This is a genomic window from Streptomyces sp. WM6386 (assembly GCF_000972385.1).
In the GTDB taxonomy this organism is placed as follows: domain Bacteria; phylum Actinomycetota; class Actinomycetes; order Streptomycetales; family Streptomycetaceae; genus Streptomyces.
Window position 1 is genome coordinate 19,682 of sequence record NZ_JXTE01000067.1, and the last position, 25,959, is coordinate 45,640.

The 25,959-nt window shown below is 70.6% G+C and carries 19 protein-coding genes and 1 pseudogene; 9 read left to right on the forward strand and 11 right to left on the reverse strand.

All coding sequences use genetic code 11. The annotated features are described in order from the left end of the window. Positions 1 to 3: 3 nt before the first annotated feature. A complete protein-coding gene (locus TN53_RS32025; protein WP_046262249.1) occupies positions 4 to 591 on the forward strand; it encodes a toll/interleukin-1 receptor domain-containing protein in 588 nt (195 codons plus the stop codon). Continuing rightward, positions 591 to 4,283, forward strand: a complete 3,693-nt coding sequence (gene fxsT, locus TN53_RS44280; RefSeq protein ID WP_052745346.1) for an FxSxx-COOH system tetratricopeptide repeat protein — start codon at positions 591 to 593, stop codon at positions 4,281 to 4,283. Before TN53_RS32025 ends, fxsT begins: the two co-directional genes overlap by 1 nt. Before the next feature lie 566 nt (positions 4,284 to 4,849). On the opposite strand, the gene TN53_RS32040 is transcribed toward fxsT, so the two are convergent. The 3 genes from TN53_RS32040 to TN53_RS32050 form a co-directional block, all read right to left on the reverse strand. Continuing rightward, a complete protein-coding gene (locus TN53_RS32040; protein ID WP_046262250.1) occupies positions 4,850 to 5,968 on the reverse strand; it encodes a sugar ABC transporter substrate-binding protein in 1,119 nt (372 codons plus the stop codon). Between the two features lie 150 nt (positions 5,969 to 6,118). Beyond that, positions 6,119 to 6,709 carry a TetR/AcrR family transcriptional regulator gene (locus tag TN53_RS32045; protein ID WP_046262251.1) on the reverse strand — a complete coding sequence of 197 codons (591 nt, stop codon included), beginning with the start codon at positions 6,707 to 6,709 and terminating at the stop codon, positions 6,119 to 6,121. Positions 6,710 to 6,921: 212 nt separating this feature from the next. Further along, on the reverse strand, positions 6,922 to 8,625 hold the full coding sequence (locus TN53_RS32050) for a lysyl oxidase family protein (RefSeq protein ID WP_095046847.1): 1,704 nt from the start codon (positions 8,623 to 8,625) through the stop codon (positions 6,922 to 6,924). Positions 8,626 to 8,889: 264 nt separating this feature from the next. On the opposite strand from TN53_RS32050, the gene TN53_RS32055 reads away from it, so the two are divergent. After that, complete coding sequence (locus tag TN53_RS32055; RefSeq protein ID WP_046262253.1) at positions 8,890 to 9,270, forward strand: luciferase family protein; 381 nt, start codon at positions 8,890 to 8,892, stop codon at positions 9,268 to 9,270. 38 nt (positions 9,271 to 9,308) lie between these two features. Here TN53_RS32055 and TN53_RS32060 read toward each other — a convergent pair whose 3' ends face one another. From TN53_RS32060 to TN53_RS32070, 3 genes are all read right to left on the reverse strand, one after another. Beyond that, positions 9,309 to 10,361, reverse strand: coding sequence for an NAD-dependent epimerase/dehydratase family protein (locus TN53_RS32060; RefSeq protein ID WP_234441747.1), 1,053 nt, complete (start codon positions 10,359 to 10,361; stop codon positions 9,309 to 9,311). 23 nt (positions 10,362 to 10,384) lie between these two features. Next, on the reverse strand, positions 10,385 to 11,227 hold the full coding sequence (locus tag TN53_RS32065) for a hypothetical protein (RefSeq protein WP_046262254.1): 843 nt from the start codon (positions 11,225 to 11,227) through the stop codon (positions 10,385 to 10,387). Positions 11,228 to 11,442: 215 nt separating this feature from the next. Continuing rightward, complete coding sequence (locus tag TN53_RS32070; protein ID WP_046262255.1) at positions 11,443 to 12,369, reverse strand: SMP-30/gluconolactonase/LRE family protein; 927 nt, start codon at positions 12,367 to 12,369, stop codon at positions 11,443 to 11,445. A gap of 157 nt (positions 12,370 to 12,526) precedes the next feature. On the opposite strand from TN53_RS32070, the gene TN53_RS32075 reads away from it, so the two are divergent. Continuing rightward, positions 12,527 to 12,889 (forward strand): DUF6479 family protein, encoded by a 363-nt coding sequence (locus tag TN53_RS32075; RefSeq protein WP_046262256.1) that lies wholly within the window; start codon positions 12,527 to 12,529, stop codon positions 12,887 to 12,889. 90 nt (positions 12,890 to 12,979) lie between these two features. On the opposite strand, the gene TN53_RS32080 is transcribed toward TN53_RS32075, so the two are convergent. Then, a complete protein-coding gene (locus TN53_RS32080; protein WP_046262257.1) occupies positions 12,980 to 13,495 on the reverse strand; it encodes a DUF7144 family membrane protein in 516 nt (171 codons plus the stop codon). Positions 13,496 to 13,619: 124 nt separating this feature from the next. Here TN53_RS32080 and TN53_RS32085 point away from each other — a divergent pair, with 124 nt between their 5' ends. Beyond that, positions 13,620 to 14,090 (forward strand): hypothetical protein, encoded by a 471-nt coding sequence (locus TN53_RS32085; RefSeq protein WP_046262258.1) that lies wholly within the window; start codon positions 13,620 to 13,622, stop codon positions 14,088 to 14,090. A 90-nt stretch (positions 14,091 to 14,180) separates the two neighbouring features. Continuing rightward, positions 14,181 to 14,951 (forward strand): hypothetical protein, encoded by a 771-nt coding sequence (locus TN53_RS32090; protein WP_046262259.1) that lies wholly within the window; start codon positions 14,181 to 14,183, stop codon positions 14,949 to 14,951. Between the two features lie 4 nt (positions 14,952 to 14,955). Here TN53_RS32090 and TN53_RS45795 read toward each other — a convergent pair whose 3' ends face one another. Further along, positions 14,956 to 18,405, reverse strand: coding sequence for an AAA family ATPase (locus TN53_RS45795; protein ID WP_046262260.1), 3,450 nt, complete (start codon positions 18,403 to 18,405; stop codon positions 14,956 to 14,958). 423 nt (positions 18,406 to 18,828) lie between these two features. On the opposite strand from TN53_RS45795, the gene TN53_RS32100 reads away from it, so the two are divergent. Beyond that, positions 18,829 to 19,503, forward strand: coding sequence for a DUF6445 family protein (locus TN53_RS32100; protein WP_046262261.1), 675 nt, complete (start codon positions 18,829 to 18,831; stop codon positions 19,501 to 19,503). Positions 19,504 to 19,650: 147 nt separating this feature from the next. Continuing rightward, entirely contained in the window at positions 19,651 to 20,394 is a 744-nt protein-coding gene (locus TN53_RS32105) for a DUF4142 domain-containing protein (RefSeq protein ID WP_046262262.1), read from the forward strand. On the opposite strand, the gene TN53_RS32110 is transcribed toward TN53_RS32105, so the two are convergent. Then, complete coding sequence (locus TN53_RS32110; protein ID WP_095046848.1) at positions 20,395 to 22,044, reverse strand: glycoside hydrolase family 13 protein; 1,650 nt, start codon at positions 22,042 to 22,044, stop codon at positions 20,395 to 20,397. A 284-nt stretch (positions 22,045 to 22,328) separates the two neighbouring features. Between TN53_RS32110 and TN53_RS32115 the strand changes: the two genes are divergently transcribed. Beyond that, the gene (locus tag TN53_RS32115; protein ID WP_046262264.1) at positions 22,329 to 23,255 is read left to right on the forward strand and encodes an LAETG motif-containing sortase-dependent surface protein; all 927 of its coding nucleotides are present in this window, start codon (positions 22,329 to 22,331) and stop codon (positions 23,253 to 23,255) included. A gap of 90 nt (positions 23,256 to 23,345) precedes the next feature. Here TN53_RS32115 and TN53_RS32120 read toward each other — a convergent pair whose 3' ends face one another. Continuing rightward, complete coding sequence (locus TN53_RS32120) at positions 23,346 to 24,308, reverse strand: nucleoside hydrolase (RefSeq protein WP_046262265.1); 963 nt, start codon at positions 24,306 to 24,308, stop codon at positions 23,346 to 23,348. Positions 24,309 to 24,335: 27 nt separating this feature from the next. Continuing rightward, positions 24,336 to 25,556, reverse strand: a pseudogene (gene thrS, locus TN53_RS32125) (threonine--tRNA ligase); the annotation flags it as partial. Between the last annotated feature and the right edge of the window lie 403 nt (positions 25,557 to 25,959).

Here is a 25,959-nt window from a genome sequence, read left to right on the forward strand (position 1 = left end):
GGGGTGGATTACGAGTGGGACGTCTTCATCAGTTACAGCCACAGAGGGCATGTAAAAGACTGGGTGAAGAACCATTTCCAGGAAGAGCTCACCAAGTCGCTGTGGGACGTCCTGCCCGATGATCCCCGTATCTTCGTGGATTACGAGATACCGAACGGGACACACTGGCCGGAGAAACTCGAAGACGCCCTTCTGAAGAGCCGCTGTCTCGTGGCGATATGGTCGCCGCCCTACTTCCGTTCCGAATGGTGCATGGCGGAGTGGGTGAGCATGCGGATGCGCCAGGCGGCGCTGCAGGAGGCGAACGGTCAAGCGCCGACCCTCATCTACCCGATCAGATTCGCGGACGGCGACCACTTCCACCCTGATGCCAAGGCGACCCAGCAGTGCAGGGACCTGAGCAAGTACGGGCATGACCGTGAGCAGTTCCGGGACACCCCCGACTACATGGACTTCCAGAAGGAAATGCGCACCGTGGCCGAGGAGATCGCCGAACTCCTCGCCTGCACACCGGAGTGGCAGGCGGGCTGGCCGGTGGACCGTCCGGACGCCTTCACGAAGGTCCCCCAGAGCCGTCTGCCGAGGTTGTGATGAACAAACTCGACGGCAAGATCGTGACGTTCTACTCGTACAAGGGCGGGGTGGGCCGGAGCTTTCTGCTCTCCAACACGGCCGCGCTGCTCGCACAGTGGGGATACAAGGTCCTCTGTATCGACTGGGACCTGGAAGCCCCCGGCCTCCACTACTACTTCCGCCCTCACATGGAGAGCCCGGAAACCGGGTTGGTGGAAATGGTGCTGGGCGCTCGCGACGGGCATACGGTGGACGCTCTGGGGCACATCACACCCGTCACCTTCCCGGACGGCTCCCGGCTCGACCTCATCGCCGCGGGCGGGGTCGGCGGCGACTACATCCCGAACGTGCAGGGCATCGACTGGGACGCGCTGTACGCGGAGCGGGACTTCGGCAACATACTGGAGGAGTGGCGACGACGCTGGATCGACTCCTACGACGTCGTCCTCGTGGACAGCAGGACCGGGATCTCGGACTCCGGGGGCATCTGCACGGCTCAGCTGCCGCACATCCTGGCGTATGCCTTCACCGCCAACCAGCAGAACGTGGACGGCGTACTGGAGGTGGTGTCGAGGGCGGCGAAGGCGCGCAACGGACTGCCGTACGACCGCTCCCGTCTCCTCACCCTGCCGTTGCTGTGCCGGTTCGACATGAGCGAGGAGTACGAGCGGGCGGCGGAGTGGAAGGACAAACTCCATCCGGCGCTCAGGTCCAGCTACAACGCGTGGGTTCCGGAGGGGGCTGCGGTCGAACGGGTGCTGGATCACTGCACGGTGCCGTACTCGGCTTACTGGTCCTTCGGCGAGGAACTCCCGGTACTGACCGAGGACTTCAGGAACCCTCAGCTGATCAGCTACAGCCTCGCCTCGATCGCGGGACTGATCGCACGGAACCTGGGAGATGTGCGGCTCTTCACCGAGAGCCGGGATTCCTATGTGGACGCGGCGATCAGGACGGGGCTGCGCAGAGGGCAGTACGAGTACGAGTTCTTCATCAGCAACGCGCCGAACACGGGCGACGAGGCGAGGAAGCTGTCCGGGCTGCTGGCGACCGAGAACATCTCCAGCTTCTGCTCGCACCCGCTGCCGCCGGACTCGCATCCGGCGTCGGACGACCTGCGTACCGTCATCGACACCTGCCGGCACTTCGTCCTGCTCGCCCGGGACAACGTCAGTTCACGGCAGCGGTTCGAGCTGAACCACTTCCTGCGGCAGACCCTGGACGAACAGACGGACCGCACGCTGTTCCCCGTCATCACCCCCCGGAACGTCCTGCTGGAGCTGCCGTCCCTCGCGCAGTCCATCCCGCCGTACACCCTTTCCGAGGACGGCCTGCCGAGTGTCGCGCGAGCGATCAGCGCCCGGGTGCGGGGCGACGCACCGGTGAGCGCGGTCCCCGAGGCCGGCTATGCCCCGTCGGACGAGCGCCTGTTCATCTCGTACGCCGGCCCGGACCGGCCGTGGGCGGAGTGGGTGGGCTGGCAGTTGCAGGAGGCCGGGTACACGGTTGAGCTGGGCGTGTGGCACTGGGGAGCGGGGGACGACTTCGTCGAGCGGGTGAACCGGATGCTGGGGCAGGGGCGGATCGTGGCCCTGTTCTCGCAGGCGTACTTCGAGGTCGGCCGACACACGCCCTACGAGGCGAGCGCGGTGCCGGCCATGAGGAGCGGGCTCGTCCCGGTGCGTATCGACGACGCCGTGACCCCTGTGGCCCTGCGGGCACTGGTGGCGGCGAATCTGTCCGGGCTGGGCGAGGAGGAGGCGCGCAACGCGTTGCTCCGGGCGGTGACCGGCCCGCTCGGCACGCCCGATTTCCCGGGTGCCACGGGCTCACGGAGGTCGGGCACTCCGGGGCCACGGCTGCCGGGGAGCCTGCCGCAGGTGTGGAACGTGCTCCCGCGCCGGGTCTCCTTCGTCGGCCGGGAAGAGCTGTTGCTGAAGGTGCGCACCTGGCTGACCGAGGCGCGCGCGGCACCGGTACTGGCCCTCAGCGGGCGGATCGGGGTGGGCAAGACCCAGCTGGCCATCGAATACGCACACCGGTTCAGCGGGGAGTACGAGTTGGTGTGGTGGGTGAGCGCGGAGAAGCCCGGCTTGATTCCCGCTCAGCTGACCGCGCTCGCGGTGACCATCGGCTGTGCCGAGCCGGGCACTCCTGAGCACATCGCCGTGCAGTCCCTCACGATGGCGTTGCGTACCAGGCGGCGCTGGCTGCTCGTCTTCGACAACGCCGAGGACCCAGCCGCGCTCTCCAAGTACCTGCCGGACGGTGAGGGGCATGTACTGATCACCTCCCGCAATCCGCACTGGCGGCAGATCGCCTCGTCGGTCGACATCGACCTCCTGACCCACGAGGAGTCGACCGAACTGCTGCGCTCCCGCAGCCAGACCCTGGGCGAGCAGGACGCGGAGCGGCTGGCCGAGGCCCTGGACAATCTGCCGCTGGCGCTCGTGCAGGCCGCGGAAGCCCTGTACATCTTCACTCCGGACCAGTACCTGCAAGAACTGGAACAGCACGCCGACACCGCGGTCAGCGACGGCACCCCCCTCGACTATCCGAGGCCCCTGTCCAGCCAGCTGAACCGGAGCATGGTCCGGCTGGCCGACGAGCATCCCGCGGCGGCCGACCTGCTGCGGGCCTGCGTCCTGCTGGCACCGGAGCCCTTCCCCCTGCAGACCTGTGACCCGGACAAGGCCGACCGGTGGAAGGAGAGCGCCGGGGGAAAGCTGGTGCGGGAACTGGCCAGCCCGCGTACCTTCCGGCGGGTCCTGACAGCGGTGGAGCAGTTCGGGCTGGCCCGGGCCGCCGGCGGCCGGATCCAGGTGCACCGCCTGACTCAGGCCGTTCTGCGTGATCAGCTCGGCCCCGAGGAGCATCGCCGCGCGGCCCACATCGCCAGCGTTCTGCTGGCCACCGCCTACCCCGGCCAGGCCTCCGACCCGAGCACCTGGGAACTCTGGCCCGATCTGCTGCCCCACCTCCTCGCCGTCCGCGCCACCGACCTCACCACACCGCAGGCCCGGTTCGCGGCCTGCGAGGCCTGCTGGTACCTGATGGACCGCGGCTCCTCGGACACCGCGGTGCACCGCCTCCAGTCACTGCACCGGTCCTGGAAGGAACATCTCGGCGCCGACACCGAGGACACGCTGTGGGCGGCCGCTTATCTGGCCCGCGCCTACGCCGAAACCGGTGACCACGGCCAGTCCTACGAACTGGACGTCGACACCCTCGCCCGGCGGCAGCGGGTACTGGGGCAGGACCACCCCGACACCCTGCGCACCGCCGCCAACCTGGCCACCCACCTCGCGGACCTGGGAGAGACCGAATCGGCCCGCAAGCACGCCCAGAGCGCCCTCGGCCGACAACGATCCGCGCTCGGCAAGGACCACCCGGACGCCCTGCGCACCGCCGCCAACCTGGCCACCTACCTCGTGGACCTGGGAGAGCTCGAACAGGCCCGCAATCTCGCGGGGAGCACCTTCAGCCGACAACAAAGGGTGCTCGGCAAGGACCACCCCGACACCCTGTTCAGCGGCGACATGCTCGCCGCCTACCTCGCGGCCCTGGGAGAGCGCGAACAGGCCCGCGACCTCGCCGAGGACATCCGCTACCGACGACGCCTCACCCTCGGCGACGACCCCTCCGACGTCCCGCGCCCCGTGGACCGAGCCCCACAACAGCCGAACACGGCACCCTCCGGATCACCCTGACCCGTCAGCCCTCCGCAAAGGCCGCCGTGTCCAACGTGGGATACGCCCCCGGAAGCACCAACGGCTCACCCAGGTCGACCTTGGTGTCGGTGCCGTAATACGCCTCCGTGGGATCGTCTCCGGGCAGAACGGGGTCCGTGTGGCAGTGGGCCGTCCTGGAGTGCCGGTCGATGAGGACCTAGACGGGTACTCCGGCGGCGGCGCAGGCGCGGAACGTGGGGCCGGTGTCGGTCTCGTGGTTGGTGGAGGTGACCTCGCCGACCAGCTCGATCATGTCGATGGGATACCAGCCCTTGGGCCTTGCAGTACGACTCGTCCAGTTCGGTCGGCTCGCGACGGAGGACATAGAAGTCCGGAATGATCAACGCCATGGTGCGACCGTCTTTGTACGCAGCCCGATAGCCGTTGCCCATGCCTGCCAAGCCCAGCTCGGCCAGGCTAAGCCCGCCGCGGGTGCCCCGGCAGAACGATGGGGTACCCCGGTACGCCACCAGGCCCGGAATCCCCCGATCGATCACCCGAACGAGTGTGCTGAACCGTTCCGCCGACTCCAGAGCGCCCCGGCCTTACTTCAGGCCGATCTCCGCGCAGGCAGACGCGTACTCCGGCGTACAGATCTCCTTCACCGTGTACACCTCATCCCGGATCACCGTTTCCTTGATGTTGTACTTCGTGAGCGGGACCACCGGCACCAGCATCGACGGGATGCCCTGCTCCGTCGGGCTGTCGACCGAGTCCGTGGCGAGGGAGTCGAACTCGATGGAGCGGCCCTTGACCTTGGCGACCGCCATCTCCGCGGCGCCGTTGGCCTCCTCGATGAAGGACTTGTACACGCTCATGTACTGCTCGCCGGAGATGATCCGCTGCACCGCCGCGAGGTCGGCGTCCTGACCGGTGACGGGCGGGATCTTGGTGGCGCCGGCGGCTTTCATCGCGTCGATGACGGCGCCCGCCATGCCGTCGTTCGCCGAGTAGACGGCAGCGATGTTGTTCAGCCCGACGGCCTGGATGGCCTTGTTCATGTTGGCCTCGGCGATCTCCGGCTTCCACTCCTCGGTGTCGTACGACTTGGCGATGACCACGTGATCGCCGAGCACGCTGAGCGCGCCGGCCTTGAAGCGGGCCGTGTTGGGGTCGGCGGGTGAGCCGTTCATCATGACGATCTTGCTGGACTGGGCCTTGTCGCCGAGCGCCTCCAGGATGGAGCGGGCCTGTACCTCGCCGACGAGTTCGTTGTCGTGGGATATATAGGCGTCGATCGGACCCTGGGCGAGGCGGTCGTACGCGATGACGGGGATGCCCGCGTCCTTCGCCTTCTGGACGTCCGGCTCGATGGCCTTGGCGTCGACGGCGTCCACCAGGACGACGTCCACCTTGGCCGCGATCATCTGCTCGAACTGCTGGCTCTGCTTGTCCGCGCTCGCCAGGGCGTTGGCGTAACGGACCGTTCCCTTGCCGTGGGTGAGGTCGGCGACCCGCGTCTTGATGAGGGGGTAGTCGAACTTCTCGAAGCGCTTGGTCTCCTTGTCGGGCAGGAGCAGGCCCACCGTGATGTCGTCGCCCTTCTTCGGACTCGCGGAGCTCTCGCTTCCGCTGACGGCGTCGACGACACCGCAGGAGGTGAGCAGCAGCGCCGAGGCGACCGTGAGGAGGGCGGTTCTGCGGGGGGCGGTACGAACGTTCACTGACGAGCCTTCCGAGCAGTGGAGCGGCAGAGCGCTCCGAGCGTCTCGCGCCAAAACCGCTCACAGGAGACCCGTACCGAATCTCCCCCACCCACCACGCCTTGTTTCACATTTGCCCCGTCAAGGGCCGGCCTGGCGCCAGGTCCGCCCTCACGTCGTGGGGTGCGTGCCCAACTCCTGGAGTACGTCGCCCGGTTCAGCGGGGGTGAGGGCCGCGCCCGGCAGGGGTGCCGGGCGCGCGTCGGTACGCAGGCCCGCCAGGAGCAGGGCCAGCGAGCGGCGCCAGGCGTCGGGGGTCGTCGCGGCGGCCAGGGCGGGGACCGCACGGCCCAGGGCGGCCAGGGTGAACAGGACGTCCTCGACGGTGGCGTCGGGGCGTACGGTGCCCTCCTCGTGGCCGCGGCGCAGCAGGAGTTCCAGCGTCTCGCGGTGGTGGGTGTGCACGGCCGCCAGGGAGTCGACGCCGTCCACGCGGGTGGTCATGAGGTCGTTCGTGCCGCGGTCGGCGGCCAGGGTGGTGAACACGGCGTCCAGGTAGGCGGTCAGGCCCGTCCAGGCGTCCGGGGCGCCTCTCGCCTCCTCGCCCGCCGTCATCGTGCCGGTCAGCTGGTCGCGGAAGACGGCGTCGATGAGGGCGGCGCGGGTCGGGAAGTGACGGTAGAGGGTCGTGTTGCCCACGCCGGCCCGGCGGGCGATCACGTCCAGCGGCGCGTCGAGGCCGTGCTCGGTGACGCGGCGCACGGCGGTGGCTTCGGGCTGGTCGGGCCGAAGGAGCGGGTGATGGCGCTGGGCGGCGAGCTGACGGCCGGGCCTCGTGCGGGGTGCGGGTGGGAGGTCAGGGCCGCGTTGCCGCTCTCGGCCGAATGACCGAGGCGATCCGCGAGGGGCGCGGGTGCCGATGCGTGCCCGTGAGGGGCGTTGCCCGGCACCCGCGCCGGTGTCAAGGCGTTCGGTTACGGCGCGTTGATCAGGTCGTGCGGCGGTACCTGGACCGTGCGCTTGCCCGGTTCGCCGCTCAGGATCACCTTGCGCAGGGCGACGTTGTTGTTCAGGTTCGTCTCCTGGAGGCGCTTCTCCGGGTTGGCGATGACCTGGATGTAGTACGTGCCGTTCGGCAGGTCCGTGATGTCGAAGGACTGGCCGGGGCGGTACTGGGTGTAGGTGTCGCCGGAGCCGACGTCGAGGACCTCACGGACCGAGATGGAGTTCTGCTCACCGCACGCGGTCGACAGGTCCGTGTTGTACGGCTTCCAGTTGGCGTTCTTCACCGTGTAGTCCACGGCGTCGGTGTTGGCGAGGCAGAACGCCTCCTTGCCGCTGCGCACCTCCCTCGTCTTGTCCTCGCTCAGCAGCCGGTAGCTGGCGAAGTCGGTGAAGTGCCAGTGCTCGTGGCCGATGCGCGGGTCCCACTCCATGGTGCCGGTGGGTGTGTAGCCGACCTGCTTGCCGTTCGCGTCGTAGAAGTACTGGTACGCGTCCATCAGATCGGCGCCCGGCTTGCGGAAGCCGTCGACGACGAGGGGCGCGGGGCCGGCGTTCCAGACGTTGGCGCTGAAGGCCAGGTAGTCCTTGCCGGGTACGTCCCCGTCCTCGCCGTCGGTGATGGCGATGTCCCACGCCGGGAGGGAACGCAGGTCCGGCTTGGGCACGTTGGCCGGGACGCCGGCCCGTCCGGTGGGCCGGGTGCTGTTGGGCCGCAGCGCGGCCGCGATGCGCGAGCCGTCGGTGTGGCCGCGGCCGTCGCCCAGGTGGTGGGCGAGGCCACGGTCCTCCAGGGCGTGGGAGAGGGCTCCCGGGGTGGGCTCGTCGGCGCCGCGCGGGCCGTAGTGCTGGGCCATCCCCTGGGCCGAACCGTGAGCCGAGCCGTGAGCCGTCCCGTGGGCCGAGCCGTGCGCGCCGCCCTGGTGGGCGGTCATGCCCCGGCCGACGCCGCCGCTCTCACTGGGCTTGCGGACGGTGACCTTGATGGTCGGCGAGTCGTTCGGGATCCCGAAGAGATCCCGGTACTTCTTCGCCACGGACACCTTCGCGGTGTACTCACCCACCGGCAGGTCCACGGGCTTGTCGTAGTCGACGGTGCTGGAGTTGGACGCCCAGCCCTTCTCGACACCCCACACCGACCCGAGGGTGAACGGGTTGGTGGGGCAGCTCTCCGGATAGTGCGAGGTGGCGGGCGCGTCCGGGCGCAGGCGGCCGGAGGCGTTGTTCGGGCAGAAGTTGCCCTTGGTCTTCGACACCTCCTGCCCGGCCGCGTTCTTGACGGACACCTCAAGGAACCCGGGCAGCCCCGAGAAGTCCTTCACAAGCCCGGCGGGCAGCGCCTTGGTCGTCGTCGTGCCGTCGTGGCGCAGGACCTGCTTGGCGACGACGGGGTCCTTGTACGACTTGCGCGTCACCTTGAACTCCAGGGGCGCGTTGTCGACGGTGACATACGTGCCGAGATCCAGGTAGACCCCGGGTTCCCCCTCCCACCGGTCGAGCGTCACGGAGTTCGACGCGGCGATCAGCTTGAGCTTCGGCTTGCCGGGTGTGGTGGCCTGCGCGGCCCCGGCGCCGGGTGCCGCTCCGGCGGCGGTGACGACGACGGTGAGCGCGGCGCCGGCGGCGAGCGCGGGGCGCTTCCAACGGCTGCGGTTGCGGTGTTGCTGACTGGTCATCGGTTCCTCGTCTGCGAGTGCCCTGGTCAGGGGCATCGGACTGGACAACCCACGGGCGGCCGACGGTGGGGACGCACCCCCATGCGCCCCACGTGCACTGCGGCACATCTGTGAGCAACCTGTGAGACCTGTAAAGAGGGTGTCCAGGTTGCCTGTTGGGAAGGAAATCAATCCATCGGGCGGCGCCCGTCCGCACACCTCACGCCCCGGTTACTTTTCCCTCAACCCCTGGTTGCGCGGGGGTGAGCAGGCGACGATGGGCTCGTGACTCTCGCCGAGCGCGCCTTCGAGCGCCTCCACGCCTGGCCCGACCTCCGCACGGGGCACCCCAGCTGCGGGACCGGGCGGGCCCTGCGCTCCCCGCACGGCGAGATCGTGCACTTCCACTCCGACCGGGACGTGGACCTGCATCTGACCGGCCGCGCGATCGAGCGCTTCGCGAGGGACCTCCAGGGGTCCACCGCCATCCACCTCGTCCCGGGCTCCCGCTGGGTCACCGTCCACCTGGACTGCGACACCGACGTCGACCTGCTGATGAGCCTGGTCAGCATGGCCCTCAAGGCGTATCAGGGACAGCCCGGTGAGTCCGCGGCCGCGTGCAACTTCCGGCGGGTGACAGTCATGCCGCGGGACATCCCCGCGTAGGCAGGGGCGACGGCCGTCCCCGGTGGCTCATCCGGAGGTCATCCCGCCGGTTCCCGCCACGCCCGGTAGTGGTCCAGGACGGTCTCCTCGACCGGGCGGTAGGTGAGGCCCAGTTCGTCGATGCTGCGGCTGTTGTCGACCTCGAAGCGGATGCCTAGGTGCTTGCGGATGTAGTCCTGGGTGAGGCCGAACGCCGGACCGAGGACCCGGACCGGCCAGTGGGGCAGCCGGGTTCGGGGCAGGCGGAGGTCCCTGGGGTACTCGGCGCGCAGGATGCGGGACATGTCGTGGAAGGACGTCATGGCCGGCGCCGCGAGGATGTAGCGGCCGTGCGCTTGCGGGTTCTCGGCCGCGGCGATGTGCGCGTCGGCGACGTCCCGCACGTCGACCGTGGTGAAGCTGAAGTCCGGGGCGCCGTAGAAGAAGTAGCCCTTGAAGAGCTCCTCCAGGAGGAAGAGGCTGCCGGACTCCGAGGCGGGGGTGAGCGAAGGGCCCAGGATCAGGCCCGGGTTGACCGCCACCATGCTCCAGCGGTCCTGCGCCTTCGCCGCGTCCCAGGCCGCCTGCTCGGCGACCGTCTTGGCGTAGTGGTACGGGTTGTTCTCCACCGTGCTGGTGGTGTTGACGTACTCCTCCGTGAGGATCCGGTCCTTCATCTCCAGTACGTCGGCGTAGTCGCCGAAGATCGCGCCGACGGTGGAGGTGAAGACGAGCCGGCTGACGGCCGGGGTGCGGTCGATGGTGCCGAGCACATTGCGGGTGCCGAGGAGCGCGGGCTCCACCACGTCTTTGCGGCCGTCCTTGATCCTCTCCGGTACGAGGAACGGGGAGGCGACGTGGAAGACGGTCCCGCAGCCCTCGGCCGCCTCGTCGAAGGAGCCCTCGGCGAGCAGATCCGCCTCGAACAGGTCGAGCCTGTCCGGGAATTCGGCCTGCATCGCCCGTAGAGGCCTGGTCTTCGGCGAGTCGGCGGCGGCGCGGACCGTCGTACGGACCTGATGGCCGCGTTCCAGGAGCCGTTTCACCAAATGGCTGCCCACAAAGCCGCTGCCGCCGGTCACCAGGACCGGGGTCCTCTCCACGTCGTCCACCCGCGCTCCTCGGACAGAACAGGTCAGAGCCCGTAGCGGCTCTTCAGATGACGCCAGAAGTCACGCGCCATCCACTTGTCGAACTCCGTGATCTGCGCGGCCGATCCGGCCTTCATGAGGAAACAGCACTGGCCGGTCGGCGTCCAGTCGTAGAAGTCGTCGAGCCCGAAGGTGTGGCCGACTTCGTGGAGATAGATATGGATGTTCTCCTGGCCGAGGGCCCCGGTGAAGTACTCCTGACCGACCCGCTGGCCCCAGTCTCCGCCCGCGCCGCCCTGGAAGCCCTTGGTGAGCCACAGCGACTGGTCGTAGTGGCGGGTGACGCCGCCGGGGCACTTCGAGTAGTTGCCGTCCTGGTGGAAGAAGCGGCCGCAGTCGGGCGCGCACTGCGGGGCGCCGCCGCCGTCCAGGTTGCCCGCGTAGATGTCGACCGAGTTGTCGGTCCACTGGAGCGTGGAGCGGTTCTTCACCGCCCAGCCGACGATGTTGACGGGCACATTGGTGTACGGCCAGGCGTTGGTGCCCGTGCCGTTGTCGAGCATCGCCGACATCCACATGCCGAACTGCTTCTTCAACTGGGCGTGGATCTGGTCGCGCAGCGTGGTGCTCACGGGGGCGTCCGACTCCCAGCGGACGCAGTAGTTGATGCTCCCCTTGTTGGCCATGACCTGGTCCCAGCCGTAGTTGCGGAAGCCGTAGAGGTCCGGATACGTCGACTCGACGTGGTTCCAGACCTCGTTCAGTGGCTGCACGAGGTTGGAGGGCGGGTTCCAGTTGTCGGCCGACTGGGCGGGTGCCGCCGTCGTGAAGGCCGCCGCCAGCAGGGCGGTGAGAATGGTGACGAAACGCGCGATGCGGGTGCGCATGGAGGTGAACTCCCTTCGTGGGGTTGGGACTTCACCTCCAGGTCGCCTCCGGCCCACGGACAGGTTGCCGACGCCTTGTTCACACCCTGTGGCGGGCGTCCACGAGGATGTCGATGACCGACGGCGTCCGCGGCCCGAAGCTCAGCAGCACCCCCTCCTCCAGGGTCACGATGCGGCGGTCGGCGCCGGCCGGGGCCTCACGGATGCCCGGGGTGTCACAGGGACACGGCGACGGCGTTGTACGTCGTCTCCGGTGTCGGCGGGGTCGTGAAACGGGCGTTGACCAGGTACAGCCGGTCCCCGAAGCGGGCGGCCGTGGTCGGCACGTCGAAGCGCGGGTCGGTGATCGTGGTGCGCAGGGTCGCGGTGGTGGCCTTGGCGTCCAGGTTCCAGACGCTGACCAGGTTGAGACGGTTCTGGACGACGTACAGTGTGCGACCGACGCGCCACAGACCGTCACCGTTGACGACGGTGTCCTGGCCGACCAGCGTGATCTTCGTGGCGTGCCCGGTCCCCGGGTTGACGTGGTAGAGCTCGCCGGGGGTGGACTTGACGACGATCAGGCCGCGGCCGTCGGGGGTGCCGACGACACCGTTGGCGTTGTTGACGTCGGGGAGCTGCACCCAGTCGCCGGTGAGCGGGAGGGTGCGGACGGCACCGGCGCGGCCGCGGGGGACGCTGTAGAGCTGGGCGGCGCGGGAGTCGGTGAACCAGGCGCGGTCGCCGAGCAGGGTGACGTCGTTGATGAAGTGGCCGGTGGCCTCGCTCAGTTGGAAGGTGCGGACGACCTCGCCGGTGCGCGAGTCATGGACGCGGGCGACGCCGGTGTTGCCCGCGACGTACAGCAGGCCGTCGCGGTCGATCTTCAGGCCGACGGCTGCCTGCCCGGTGGCTCCGGCGTAGAGGACCGTGCCCTCGCCGGTGCGCAGGCCGGCGCGGTAGATGCCGCCGGTGCCACGGGAGCCGAAGTAGGCGTACGGCTTCGAGCCGATCGCGATGCCCTCGGGCAGCCAGCCGTTCGGCAGCGGGAACTCGGTGGGCCCGGCGGCGGCCTGTGCGGTGGCGGGGGCGGCCGTCACCGCCAGCGCGGCCAGTGCCGCGGCACCGCCGAGGACGGCTCGGCGACTCGGGTTCTGGATCATGGTGGGGACCTCCGTGGAATCCAACTCCGTTTACCGTTCCTTTAGTTGGAAACGGCACAGCGCAAAGCCGAGTTCCCGGAAATCCCGAAGACAGCACTTGGACAGGTTCCTCGAATTCAGGACTGCCCTTTTTAGGCATTTCGGCGATACTTGCCATATGAGTACCGCAGCGTTTGTAGTAGCGGCCGCGGGGAGCGATGTGCTCAACGTGATCGCCGCTTTCGTCGGTGGTGCGTTCATCGCCGGTGCACTGATCTGGGCCGTGCAGTTCGGCATGCGGGTGCAGGACCGGGAACTTGTCAGGCCCCGCCCGGACGAGCAGCCCAGTCTTCCCAGCACCGGCGCGGTCCACGAGATCAGAGAGATGCGGGAGCCGAACGTGGTCCCGCTCGCGGAGCGGGAGCGGCTCATGCCGTACCAGCTCCATCACGGCAGTAAACGAGGCGAGGACCAGCAGCGAAAGCGCTGGCTGCCCGGGTCCAGCGGATCCTTCGGCAGCGGCGGCCTGGGACACGTGTGACGGTGTGACGCTCGGGGCTGCCCCGCCTACCAGGGGCAGCCCCTCTTCACCTGTGCCATCTGGGATGTGCCGTCAGGGATCCGGCCCGGGTCAGCGCCCTGCTGAAGCGGTACGGCGCCCTGAAACGTGGGGCGCCGTCGCCAGGGCCCAGATCACGAAGAAGTCCACGCCGACCATGATCACGGACCAGACGGGGGCGTACGGCAGGAACAGGAAGTGCAGGACCATGCTCATCGACGCCAGGAAGATGCCGGTCATCCGGGCCCACCAGGCGCCCTTGAGGACGCCGTAGCCCACGCCCAGGAGGACGACGCCCAGGACGAGCATGATGACGCCCCAGCCAGTGAGGTTGATCTTGTAGACGTAGTCGCCGACCCGGTTGTAGACATCGTCCGTGGCGAGCGCGGAGATGCCCTGGAGGATCGCCATCACCCCGTTCACCAGCATCAGAACACCGGCGAAGACGAGCCCGCCGGTCGCGAACCCGCTGCCCGCCGGCATGTCGGCCGGGGTGGGCGCGGCCTGCTGGTGCTCCTTGTCCCATACGGGCGGTGTCGCGGAGGGGGGTGTCGCGGGGGGCGGCGTCGCATGCGGTTGCTGAGTCATGGTTCGACGATCTGCCCGGGCCCTGTCGGGCACCACGGGGGCAGGGCCGTACGGGTGACGGCCGGGGTGCGGCCGCGGGCGGGCCGATCTTCACTGGGAACCCCCGCAGCACCCTGGAGGCGATATGACCGGCTACCGCCGGGCCCTGGCGGCGGCCGTCGCGGCCGCCGCACTCACCGCACTCACCGCACTCACCGGCTGCTCCGACGACGACACACCCGCATCGGTGGCGAGCAGGGCCGCGTCCGCCGCGTCCCAGGGCGCGGACGTGTTCGCGTCGGCGACGGCGAAGGTCGGCGAGAGGTTCGACGACATCAAGAACGGCGTCGACGTCAAGGACGACGTGAAGCTCGGCAAGGTCACCACCTCCGGCGGGCGCGCCGAGGCCGAGGTGAGCGCGACCAACACCGGCGGCTCGCAGAAGTCCTTCCTGGTGCAGGTGAACTTCACCGACGGCGACGGCAACTTCCTCGACGCGGTCGCGGTGACCGTCTCCGACGTGGCGGCGGGCAGGTCCGGGAAGGCGACGGCCCGCAGCAACCGCGATCTGTCCGGTGAGGTGAAGGCGGAGGTGGACAGGGCGGTCCGCTACTGACGGGTGTCCGGGGGTGCGGGTTCGTCAGCCGCAACCCGTACGGACGCGCAGCGCAGGCCCTCACACCCGACGCCCCGTCAGAATCAAGGAATGAGCCGGAAGACAGCCGCCCTGGGTATCACCGCACTCACCCTGATCACATCGGCCTGGACGCCCGCCTCCGCGCACGGCGGCCGTGACCTCTGGGCCACCGTCAGCATCGTGCCCGGTCGCGAGGGCATCGTGGAGGCCGCCGGATACACCGGCCCCGCCCTCGGCGCGGGGTCACGACTGACGTTCACCGCCCCCGAGGGCACCGAGGTCACCGACACCCCCCTCGACGCCCACGGCTACCGCGGCGCGGTCGACACCGACGGCGACAGCGCCACGTACACCTACACGGGCACCGCGAACGGCAGCGCCTGGCAGGAGCGGACCTTCCCCTTCGTCCTCGCCGTACCGGCCGACGCGGTGCCCGGCACCCGTCTGACCGGCTGCGCGATGCGGCTCACGGACGCGCGCGGCACCCGCAAGGACCACGGAACCTGCACGGTGATCGTCGGCCTGCCCGAACCGACGCTGGCCCGGCCCGAGTCCGGGGTGGCGCTCGGCGCGCGGCCGGAGATGGCCGGGACCGCGTATCCGGGGGCGCAGGTGACCGTGCGGCACGAGGACGCGGAGGACGAGGGGGTGACGGGGCAGGGGCCGGAGCCGGGGGCCGAGGTGTGCACCACGACGGCCGGCGCCGGCGGCAAGTGGTCCTGCCGGCCCGCGCTGCCGCTTCCCGCCGGTCCGGGACGGCTCCAGGCGACCGCTTCCCTCAACGGGGTCAGCGCGGTGAGCGAGCAGAAGAACGTCACGGTCGGGTCCGCCACGCGGTGACGGGTCACGACGGGTTCGCGTGGGACACCCTGCGCAGCACCGTCGGATAGGGCAGGGCCGTGGCGAGTTCACGCACCCGCGCCGCACACCGCCCGGCCTCGTCCGTGCGGCCCAGCACCGCCAGCGCCGTCGCCTGCGCGGTACGGGCCTCGCACTCGGTGACCGCCTCGCCCGCCCCGGCGGCCCGTACGGCCTCCTGTGCGGCGAGCCGGGCGGCGCGCGCGGGATCGCCCGCCGTGAGGTGGGCCCAGGCGGCGATGACGGGGACGCCGGTGCCGGACACGGTGGCCAGCAGGACGAGGGCACGGTCGGGGCGGACATCGCGGAGCGCCAACTCGGCCTGGGCAGTGCGTACTTCGTACTCGGCCTGGTGGTCGGGGCGGCGGGACACACAGTGGGCCGCGCGGGTCAGCAGTTCCCGGGGGTCGGGGAGCGTGGGGCGGGGGCCGCCGCGCAACTGGACGCGGGCGAGGGCGGCGAGGGCGTACGGCAGGGCGGTGCCGGGGCGGGCCTCAGCCTCCGCGACGGCGTCGGAGGCGAGGGCGGCGGCCCTTTCGAGCTCGCCCAGGAGGAGGTGCACTTCGGCGAGGTTGGCCTTCTCGAAGGCGGCGGCCTCCCAGTCTCCGCATCGGTCGGCGAGGTCGAGGGCTCGGGTTCCGGTGGCCAGGGCCTCGTGGAGGCGGCCGGAACGGCGGGCGTGTTCGCGCAGGATCGAGAGGACCGTCGCGAGGAGGCGGGGGTCGCCGTGTGCCTCGGCGTGCTGGAGGGCGGCGTCCGCTGCCGCGCGGGCCTGGGGGAGCCTTCCGGTGAGGGCGAGTGATGTGGACTGCAGGGCCAGTGCACGGGCTCGCAGACCGTGGGGGGTGTTCTCGCCGTTGGCGGGTGCGGGTGCGTTGTGGCTGGTCGCGCCCCGCGGCGGAGCCGCATGTCGATACGGCCCCGCGCCCCTAGGGGCGTCACACTCACCGGCGCTCTGTTCTGCCGTACGTGCCGCCCTCAACGAACCCTCGTAGTCGCCCGTCACGAAACACAGCACCCCGCGCGCCATCCAGTGTGCCGCGACCGTCTGCGCCGGCATCTCCTCGCTCGGGAGGTACGTGTCCAGCAGGGAGAAACCTTTCTCCGCCTCTCCCGTCCTGGCCAGCGTCTCCGCCAACCGGGCGGCCACCCGCACCTGTTCCGCCGCGCTGCCGTGCCTTCGCAGATCCGTCAGCGCCTCCCGCAGGACCCGCGCCGCGTCCTCGTGGCGGGCCATGCGGCGCAGTACGGCGGCGTGGTCGAGGCGGACGCGGGCGGCCTCGACGGCGACCGCGTCGAGGCGGGCGGTCAGTTCGCCGTAGTAGTGGTCGGCGGTGTCGTCGGCGCCGACGGCCGCGGCCCGGCGCGCCGCGAGGTACAGATGGTCGGCGGCGCGCGGATCGTCGGCGCCCGTGAGATGTGCGGCCACGGCGTCCACCGCGCCGGGACGTCGGCGCAGCAGCAACTCGGCGTACGCGGCGTGCAGCCGGCGGCGCCGCGCGACCGAGAGGCGCTCGCGGCACACCAGCCGGATGAGCGGATGCCTGAAGCCCAGGCCGGGCACGGTCCGCCCGTCCGTCGGTACGGCCCGTTCCTCCAGTACGGCGGCGGCGAGCGCGGCGTCGATGCCGTCGGCGACTTCCGCCGTGGCACCCGCGACCTCCTGCACCTCCGTCAGCGCCGCGACCCCGCCGCACGCCATCGCCACCGCCTCGATGACCCGGCAGGCGGCCGGGCTGAGGCGGGACAGGCGTTCGGCGACGAGGAGGCGGACGCCCTCCGGAGGGGCCAGGTCCTCGTACCCGGACATCCCGGACGTCGCCTTGGCCAGTTCCACGGCGAACAGGGGGTGGCCCAGGGAGAGCTCCCAGACGCGTTCCAGGGTCGTGGAGTCGCCGTCGCCGCTCATCGCGTCCGCCGCCAGCGTCAGACAGTCCGTGCGGTCCAGGCGGGACAGGTGGAGCCGGTGGGCCGCTCCCTGGCGCACGAGGCCGTCGAGGAGGGTGCGGCGCGGGTCGGGCTCGGGGAGGTCCTCGGGGCGGTACGTGGCCAGGAAGCGCACGTTCGCGGGCACCTGGGTGCGGCGGGCCAGACGGCTCAGCAGGTGCAGCGACGCCGTGTCGGCCGTATGGACGTCGTCCAGCACCACCAGCACACCGCCCGGAGCCGCCGCCGAGGCCAGCAGGCCGAAGACGGCGGCGAAGATCCGCTCGCGCTCGTACTCGGGGCCGCCGCCGGGCCCCGACGCCGGGCCGATCTGGCCCAGCGACGGCAGCAGCGCCGCCAGCTCGGGGTACTCCGCGCCCGCCCGGGCCCGTTCGGCCGCCGGACGGCCGGCCAGCCAGCCCTCCAGGGCCTCCACGAACAGGCCGTACGGCGCCTGCTCCGCCGTGCCGTGGCTCGCGCCCCACAGCACGGCCGCCCCGTCCGCCGCGGCCCGCCGTGCCGCCTCCGCGGCCAGCCGGGTCTTGCCGATGCCCGCCTCGCCGCCGACCACGGACAGGGCGGGGCGGGTGGGGTCGAGAAGGCGTTCCAGTTCGGCGTGGCGGCCGACGAAGGGCGAGGCCGCGAGGGTGTCGATCACGGCCGGCGGCGGTGTCGGAGCGGCGGCAGCGGGACGTCGTAGGACCGTCGTGGACGTGGCCAGCGCCGCGCGGTGCAGCGTCTCGGTCTCGGGACCCGGCCGGATGCCCCACTCGGCGTCCAGCGCGCGCCGGCACTGGTGGTACTGGGCGAGGGCGCGGCGCCGCATGCCCTGGCGGAGGTAGGCGCCGATCAGGACCCGGTGGGCGCGTTCCTCGGCGGCGCTGTCGGCGAGGATCCGGCGGGCGGTGGCCGCGGCCCGTTCCGTCTCGCCGTCCGCCAGGTACGCCTCGGCGAGGGTGAGCCGTACGGAGTCGCGCAGCGCGTCGAGCCGCTCGCGCCGCGCCTCCACCCACGGGGTGTAGCGGTGCTCGGGGAGCAGTTCGCCGGTGAAGGCTTCGAGGGCGGCGGCCAGGTGGGCGGTGGTCGCGGTGCGCAGGGCCCGCTCGGCGAGGGTCTCGGCCTCGTCGGCGTCGATCCACACCGTCCCGGGTGCCAGCCGGAGCAGCGCACCCTCGCCGACCAGGTACGAGGAGGGCGTGCGGGCCGTCAGCTCCGGCTCCAGGGCGCGGCGGGCGGCGTGCAGGGCGACGCGGAGGCTGCCGAGGGCGGCGGGGGTGCCGGCCGTGTCGGGCCAGCACATCTCGATGATCTCCTCGCGGTGCCTGACCCGGCCGGGGGAGACGGCCAGCAGTTCGACGAGGCGCCGGGAGCTGGGGCGCGGCCAGCGATCGGCGACGGGGGCCCCGTCCGTGCGTTCGGTGCGGAAGCCGCCGAGCAGATACAGCCGCAGGACGGGCGGCGCCGGCCGGCGCACGGCACCGTCCGCCGTTTCTGCGTTTCTGCTGCTCATGAGGGCCGCACTCTAGCCCGGTTTCCTGTTTTGACCGGAATATGACCGGACAAACAAAATGTCCAGACATATGAAACGTCCGGACGGATCACCGGAGGCCCCGCGGTTGGTGACCTCATCGGTCTCACGGGGCTCCCGGCGTGTATCCCTACCCCCCACAGGAGGGATACGGCGGCTCCCGTCCCGAGGGGTAAAGACTCGGCCCTGCTCGTGGCCAATGTGTCGGAACGGGGCCGATGCGAGTGACCTTAGGCAGCGGGCGTTACTCGCACATTACTGACGCTTGGGGTTCGGAATGCGGACAATTGCCCGCGTGATATCCCGTATTCCGTGCGCTGGTTGACGGAACGTTGACCACTTCGCGGGAGAGTCCAGACCCCTTTGCGGGAGAGTCGAAAGAAGGCCCGCCCCTAGATTCGGCGCATGCCCCCACACCCCCCTGCCACCCTGCCCGTGCTCCCCTACCGCAAGCCCACCAAGGGGCGCGACTACTGGGTCCTGGACGACGTCCTGCCCGACGCGGACGCCGTACGGGAGCGATGTCTGGCCAAGGACGACTGGGTCGAGGGCTACCCGCACAAGCCGGAGGCGTGGCCGGGGCTGCGGGCCATGCCGGGCCTCGAACCGGACGAACTGGCCCGGGTCGAGCGGCTGGTGCGGCAGGCCACCGGCGCCAAGGAGCTGTGGGTCCAGCGCACACCCGGCGGCGGCACCCTCAACCACAACTGCGTCCAGGTGGTCGGCGAGGGCGAGAGCACACCCCGCCCGCACACCGACTCGCGCAACCTGTGCCGGTACGCGGCGGTGCTCTACCTCAACCCCGGCGTCCCCAAGGACTGCGGGACCAGCTTCTACCGCCAGTCCCTGCCCGGCGGCCGCCTCGGCGGCAACGTCGTCCAAGCCCCGCACAACAACCTCGTCGACGCGCTCGGCACCCGGTTCGTGGCACCGGACGCCTTCGAGGAGGACGTACGCGTGCCGCACCGGTACAACCGGCTGCTGCTCTACAGCGCCAACCTGGTGCACAGCGCGACCGGGTACTGCGGCGCCACCCTGGAGGAGAAGCGGATGACGGCGGTCTTCTTCTGGATGGCGTGAGACTTCGACACGCGACCGAGTGACCGACGAAGTGACGTACGCGTCATGAACACCCGTGGCTCCTCATCCGTATTACAGGGCCGAACAACCCCGATCGGAACAGGAGCCACGGTGCGCTTTTCGCGGAATGCCACGGGAACGCTCTTCGTGGGCGGTGCGCTCAGCCTGACCCTGGTCGCGCTCGCCTATCCCGCGATGCTCGGCTTCGACAAGGTGTCCACCGCCCAGGACCGCGTCATCGCCCAGACCCAGTGGGGGCCGTTGACCGAGCAGGACCGGGACTTCGTGGTCAAGGTCCGGGCGGCGGGCCTGTGGGAGTACCCGCTGGGCAACGTCGCCCTGCAGAAGGGGACGACCGAGGAGGTCAAGGAAGCGGGACGGCATCTTCTGGACGGTCACGCGGCCCTGGACGCCGCCTGCCGCAAGATCGCCCCGATGCTCAATGTCACCCTGCCGAACGTGGCGAGCCCGCAGCAGGTGGCCTTCGTGAACCAGATCCAGACCGCCAACGGGCGGGAGTTCGACTCGACCTTCGCCAACATCCTGCGCACGACCCACGGTTCGATCTTCAACACGATCGCCAAGATCCGCTCCACCACGAAGAACTCGCTGGTGCGCTCGCTGGCCGACATGGCCAACAACACGGTCCTGGACCACATCACGGTCATGGAGAAGACCGGCTTCGTCAACTTCGACCAGGCCCTCTTCCAGCAGACCACCCCACCCAAGCTGCCCACCGACGACCTGACCCCGCCGGCGCCGCAGCCCGGTGAGCCGATGGTCGTGCTCAGCCCGCCGGCGAACCCGACGTCCACGCCGATCGCGATCCCGGGCGAACAGTCGGGCGGCACCCCGAACGGCGGCGCCAGCCCGAGTCCCACCATCGGGTGACTAGGCGAGCCAGACGGTCGTGTCCGGTGCCAGCAGCCCGTCCTCCAACGGGCCGCTGGCGAGCAGCACTTCACCCGGCGGCAGCTCCACCGCCGCCGGGGACAGATTGGCCACACACCGCCACCCGTCGTGCCGTACGAAGTCCAGCACCCCGTCGGCGGCCCCGTCCGTCCAGGTCAGCGCCTCTCCCTCGAGCAGTTTGCGGCGCAGCTTCAGGGCCGTGCGATACAGCTCCAGGGTGGAGCCCTCGCTGCCGTCCTGCGCCTCGACGGCGTACTGCGCGAAGCTCTCCGGCTGCGGCAGCCAGGCCCCGCCCGCGCCGAAGCCGTACGACGGCCCGGTCCGCGTCCACGGCAGCGGCACCCGGCAGCCGTCACGGCCCTTGCGGACGCGTCCCGTCTGCTCCCAGATGGGGTCCTGGAGCACCTCGACGGGCAGATCGGCGACCTCGGGCAGACCGAGTTCCTCGCCCTGGTAGACGTACGAGGATCCGGGCAGCGCCAGCATGAGAAGCGTGGCGGCGCGCGCACGGCCCAGCCCCTTGGAGGCGTCGACCTGGGATGCGTGGCCGCCGGAGAGCAGCCAGGCGTTCTCGTCCGTGCCCGGCGGGAGCATCAGGCGGGAGGCGTGGCGTACGACGTCGTGGTTGGAGAGCACCCAGGTGGCCGAGGCCCCCGCCTCGCGGGCACCGGCGAGGGAGTCGACGATGACCTGGCGCAGTTCCGTCGCGTCCCAGCCCGCGAGCAGATAGGCGAAGTTGAAGGCCTGGCCGAGCTCCTCGGGGCGGGCGTACTGCGCGCGCCGGGCCGCGCTCGGGACCCAGGCCTCGGCGACCGCCATGCGGGGCGGGCGGTAGGAGTCGAAGACCCCCCGCCAGTCGCGGTAGATCTCGTGGACCTCGTCGCGGTCGAAGAAGGGGTGGGTGCCGGGCGCGAACTCGGTCAGCGCCCCCTCGCCGCTCAGTTCGGGTGCCCCGAGGTCGCGCAGCGGCTCGGCGAGGTCCTTGGCCAGGGCGTGGGCCACGTCGACGCGGAAGCCGTCGACGCCCCGGTCGGACCAGAAGCACAGGGTGGTGCGGAAGTCGGCGCGGACCTCGTCGTGGTCCCAGTTGAAGTCGGGCTGCTCGGGTGTGAACAGGTGCAGATACCACTGCCCGTCCGGCACCCGCTGCCACGCACTGCCGCCGAACACGGACTGCCAGTCGGTGGGCGGCAGTTCCCCGTGCGCACCCCGCCCGTCCCGGAAGACATACCGCTCGCGGGCGGCCGAGCCGGGCCCGGCGGCGAGCGCCTCCTGGAACCATACGTGCTGGTGGGAGCTGTGGTTGGGGACGAGGTCGACGATGACCTTCAGTCCGAGGCGGTGGGCCTCGGCGACCATGGCGTCGAAGTCGTCGAGGGTGCCCAGGCGCGGGTCGACGTCCCGGTAGTCGGCGACGTCGTAGCCGCCGTCGGCCAGCTCGGACGGATAGAAGGGGCTCAGCCACAGGGCGTCGACGCCGAGGCCGCTCAGATGCGTGAGCCGCTCGGTGACGCCTCTGATGTCACCGAGCCCGTCGCCGTCGGCATCGCCGAAGCTTCGGGGGTAGACCTGGTAGACGACAGCCTGCCGCCACCAGTTCGGGTCCCTGGACGAGAGGTCGGGGGTCACACGATCTCCTGGGTGCTCTGTGCCTACGGCAAAGACGAACAAAGGGGAATCTGTCCACACCTGTGGAGGGACGAACCTCCCGGCTGTGCGGAGCACCCTGTTCCTTGTGTGGCGGAATTGTGATGGCCAAGGAACCGACCTTGTATTCCCGCAGGTTGACACTGTTCGGCGGCGAGATCCAAGCTGTCCGCAGCTGTGGCGCATGTGACCAATGAGCCCAGTGTTGCCGAGTGCTTTTCTGTGCCCTCGGCGTTTTCGGATCACTCCACCCTGATGGGATACGCATGTCCATAGCGAGACGTGTCACTGTGCGCCGCCTGCTGGGGACGGGCGCCGCGACGCTCGCCCTCTGCGCCTCGGGCGCATCCGCCGCCTGGGCCACCGGGCCCGGCGGCGACGGCTGGAACCACGGCGGTACCTACAAGCCCGGCACGGGCGCGGGTACGGAGACCGGGACCGACCGCTGCCAGTTCTCCCTGGACGGGGTCAGCTTCTTCGACTCGGTCAAGGTCGACGACCAGAACCTGAAGCCGACCGAGGACGGCAAGGTCCACATCAAGGTCCGCGCGGCTCAGGACGCGGCCACCTGCACGGCCTCGCTGGCCTCCTACATCGCCCACGGTCCGACCTTCGCGACCTCCGGCGAGCAGATCTTCGTCGACTTCGACACGGTGACCGCCAAGCAGGGCCAGACCGACTCCCTCGACATCGCGGTGCCCGACGCCGGCTGCTACGCGCAGATCGACCTCTACCGGGGCGCCACGAAGTTCGACGGCAACCTCGACGCGGGCGACGGCTTCACCCACGGTGAGCTGCCCAAGGGTCCGGACCGCCCGGTCATCAAGGACAAGCTGATCGCGGCCTGGAACGGCGGCACGAAGGACTGCTCGACGACACAGACCACGCCTCCGGCGACCCCGCCCGCCGAGTCGACTCCCCCGGCGTCCGAGTCGACCCCGCCGGCCTCCGAGTCCACTCCCCCGGCCTCCGAGTCCACGCCTCCGGCCTCCGAGACCCCGTCGACGGACACCCCGTCCGCCTCGGCGTCCACCACGGCCCCCGCGGCCACCCCGAACGGCGGCGACGACGACCTCGCCGAGACCGGCGGCTCCAGCGCGACCGGCCCGATCGCCATCGGCGCGGCCGCCCTGCTGGCCGGCGGCGCGGGCATCGTCCTGGCGACGCGCCGTCGTAAGGCGACGCGCGCGTAGTAGCGGTACGAAACGGCGGTGACCCGCGCCCCTTCAGGGGCGCGGGGAACTGCACCACCAGCCCCCGCCGGCCCGCAGCCAAGTCACCACCTAGTCGCCCTCCACCACCGAGAGCCACAACTTCACGTACCGCTCCACATCCACGTCCAACCCCACATCCACCAGGGCCAATTCGCGCTCACCCTCGTGAATCTCGGCCTCCCCCGGCCGCGGCCGCCGGTCGACGATCGTCTGCCCCCGAGTCGCCCCCGGCGCCAGACTCACCTCGACCGGCAGCAGCTCAGTGCTCAGACCCCCCGGATCCACCACCGCACACACCGCCCCCGCGTCTCCCAGCCCGCCCGTCGGCGTGGGATCCCCGGACGTCGCCGGATCACGGTGGGCCAGCAGTTCCCCCGCCATCCGCAGCCGCGGCTCCGAACTCGCCCGCAGCCGCTGCACATCCGCCGCCGGCACCAGCACCCGCTTGAACACATCGAGCCCGTACATGGTGATCGGCACCCCCGCGGTCAGCAGCACCGCCGCCGCCTCCGGGTCGTGCCAGACGTTGAACTCGGCGACCGGCGTCGCGTTCCCCGTGGTCACCGCCCCGCCCATGAACACGATCCGCTCGATGTTCCGCACCACCTCGGGATGCGTCCGCAGCAGCAGCGCGATGTTCGTCAGCGGTGCCGTCGGAATCAGCGTCACAGGCCGCGGCGACGCCAGGATCTCCCGCCGCAGCAGCGTCACCGCGTCCACGTCCACCGCCCGCCGGGTCGGCGCGGGGAGCCCGAGGTCGCCCATCCCGTCCTGTCCGTGCACATGCTTCGCCGACCGGGCCGGCTCGACCAACGGCCGCTCGGCGCCCCGCGCGACGGGGATGTCACCGGCCCCGGCCTGCTCCAGGACGGTCAGGGTGTTGCGTACGACACCGTCGACGTCGGTGTTCCCGGCCACGCAGGTGATCGCCCGCACGTCGAGACCGGGATGGCGTACGGCGAACAACAGGGCCAGGGCGTCGTCGACACCGGTGTCGCAGTCGATGATCACGGGAATGGGCTGGGCGGTCACAGGGGACTCCTTCCGTCGGGACCGACCTTACGCAGCGGCCCACAGTTCGGCCCCGCGCGCCTGGACGACCGACCGGACCCGGTGCAGCAACTCCTCCACCGGTACGGCTCCCGGCCGGCGTCCGTCCCGCAGCCGTACGGCACTCAGGTCACCGTCGGCCTCCCGTGCGCCGATCACCGCGACGTACGGCGCGAGCCGTGCCGCACGGATGCGGGCGCCGAGGGTGCCGTGCTCGGGACCGGCGAGTTCGGCCCGCAGTCCGAGGTCCAGTGCGCGGCGTACGACCTGCTGCGCCTGGTCGTACTGCTCCTCCGACACGGGCAGCACGACCAGTTGCACCGGTGCCAGCCAGGCCGGGAACGCCCCGTTGTGCTCCTCGATGAGATGCGCGACCGCCCGTTCCACACTGCCGATGATGCTGCGGTGCACCATGACCGGCCGGTGCTTGGCCCCGTCGGCGCCGATGTAGTGCAGGTCGAAGCGTTCGGGCTGGTGGAAGTCGATCTGCACGGTGGAGAGGGTGGACTCGCGGCCGGCGCGGTCGGTGATCTGCACGTCGATCTTCGGGCCGTAGAAGGCCGCCTCGCCCTCCACCGCCTCGTACTCGACCCCGTCCAGGACCTGCTCCAGCAGGGCGGTGGCCCGCCTCCACAGGTCCGGATCCGCCACGTACTTGTTGCCCTCCCCGGGCAGCGACAGCCGGTACCGGGCGGCCCGGATGCCGAGGTCGGCGTAGGCGCGGCGGATCAGGTCGAGGGCGGCGCGGGCCTCGTCGACGGCCTGCTCCAGGGTGCAGAAGATATGGGCGTCGTTGAGCTGGATGGCCCGGACCCGGGTCAGCCCGCCGAGCACACCGGACAGCTCGGAGCGGTACATGCCGCCCAACTCGGCCATGCGGAGGGGGAGTTCACGGTAACTGTGCGAGCGGGATCGGTAGATGAGGGCGTGGTGGGGACAGAGGCTGGGTCGCAGCACGACCTGCTCGCTGCCCAGCTCCATGGGCGGGAACATGTCCTCGCTGTAGTGGTCCCAGTGCCCGGAGATCTCGTACAGCTCCCGTTTGCCCAGTACGGGCGAGTACACATGCCGGTAGCCGCCGACCCGCTCGGCCTCACGGACGTACTCCTCCAGGGTGTGGCGTACGACGGCCCCGTCCGGGAGCCAGTACGGCAGCCCCGCGCCCATCAGGGGGTCGGTGTCGAACAGGTCGAGCTCTCGGCCGAGGCGGCGGTGGTCGGACATGGCGGTTTCCTCTCGGTGAGAGGGCGAGAGCCGCCGGACAGCGAAGAACCCCGGGGCACTCGCCCCGGGGTTCGCGTCAGCTCATGGGTCAGCGCGCCGGGACGTGGTCCGGCGTCGTCGTGGCAGACGGATTGGCGCGCTTCATGGGGTCGACGGTAGCGGTGGGGAGCCAACGGGCGCCAGGGGTTTTCCACTCCCCGGCACCAACGCCCGTACCCCATCCGGCCCGCCGCGCTGGTGGCCCCTCACCCGCGGTGCTCCCGTGGACACATGAGCCGCCCTCTCCTCGCCCTTCCGCTGGCCGCCCTCCTCGCCACGACCGCCTGCTCCGCCATCGCCACGGACAAGGCGCTCCCCGCCAAGAAGCCCGCCGCGTCCCCCAGCACGGCCTCGGCCGCCCCCACCACCG